The sequence below is a fragment of the Ruegeria sp. BE3 genome (assembly GCF_056538865.1).
In genome coordinates this window covers 1-1,278 of record NZ_JBQFTW010000025.1, presented here as the reverse complement: position 1 = coordinate 1,278, position 1,278 = coordinate 1, and the positions used below count along the sequence as shown (strand labels likewise).

1 protein-coding gene is annotated in these 1,278 nt (G+C 58.4%); it reads left to right on the top strand.

Annotated features, from left to right (window positions below; genetic code table 11):
- Positions 1-1,176, top strand: a 1,176-nt coding sequence (gene tuf / locus ACR0AZ_RS21600; protein WP_480470656.1) for an elongation factor Tu, incomplete at its 5' end; no start/stop codon positions are given.
- Positions 1,177-1,278 lie beyond the last annotated feature (102 nt).

Sequence of the window (1,278 nt, the reverse complement as noted above, 5' to 3'; positions counted from 1 at the left end):
ATGGCAAAGGAAAAGTTTGAGCGTACAAAACCGCACGTCAACATCGGCACGATTGGCCACGTTGACCACGGCAAGACGACGCTGACCGCAGCAATCACCAAGTATTTCGGTGACTTCAAAGCGTATGACCAGATTGACGGCGCGCCTGAAGAGAAAGCACGTGGCATCACCATCTCGACCGCCCACGTGGAATACGAGACCGACAACCGCCACTACGCGCATGTCGACTGCCCCGGCCACGCTGACTACGTCAAGAACATGATCACCGGTGCTGCCCAGATGGACGGCGCGATCCTGGTTGTGAACGCAGCTGACGGCCCGATGCCGCAGACCCGCGAGCACATCCTGCTGGGCCGCCAGGTTGGCATCCCGAAGATGGTCGTGTTCATGAACAAAGTTGACCAGGTTGACGACGAAGAGCTGCTGGAACTGGTTGAGATGGAAGTTCGCGAACTGCTGTCCAGCTACGACTACCCCGGTGATGATGTTCCGATTATCGCAGGTTCGGCTCTGGCCGCGATGGAAGGCAACAACGCTGAAATCGGTGAAGAGAAGATCAAGGAACTGATGGCGGCTGTTGATGACTACATCGACACCCCTGAGCGTGAAGTCGACAAGCCGTTCCTGATGCCGGTTGAAGACGTGTTCTCGATCTCGGGTCGTGGTACCGTTGTGACCGGCCGTGTTGAGCGTGGCGTGATCAACGTTGGCGACGAGATCGAAATCGTCGGCATCCGCGACACTCAGAAAACCACCTGTACCGGTGTTGAAATGTTCCGCAAGCTGCTGGATCGCGGTGAAGCGGGCGACAACATCGGCGCCCTGCTGCGCGGTATCGACCGTGACGGCGTTGAGCGTGGTCAGGTTCTGTGTAAGCCGGGTTCGGTTACACCGCACACCAAGTTCGAAGCCGAAGCCTACATCCTGACCAAGGAAGAAGGCGGTCGTCATACTCCGTTCTTCGCGAACTACCGTCCGCAGTTCTACTTCCGGACCACTGACGTGACCGGCACCGTGACCTTGGCGGCTGGCACCGAGATGGTTATGCCCGGCGACAACGTCGGCTTCACCGTCGAGCTGATCGCACCGATCGCGATGGAAGACGGCCTGCGCTTCGCCATCCGCGAAGGTGGTCGTACCGTCGGCGCCGGCGTTGTGTCGAAAATCATCGAGTAAGCCGGCTTTGCCGACTGGTGGGCGGCAGTTGCTCTGAAAGAGCAATGAGAGCCCACTCGGTTGAACTAAAGAAGGTCGCTCCAAATCGGGGCGGCCTTTTTT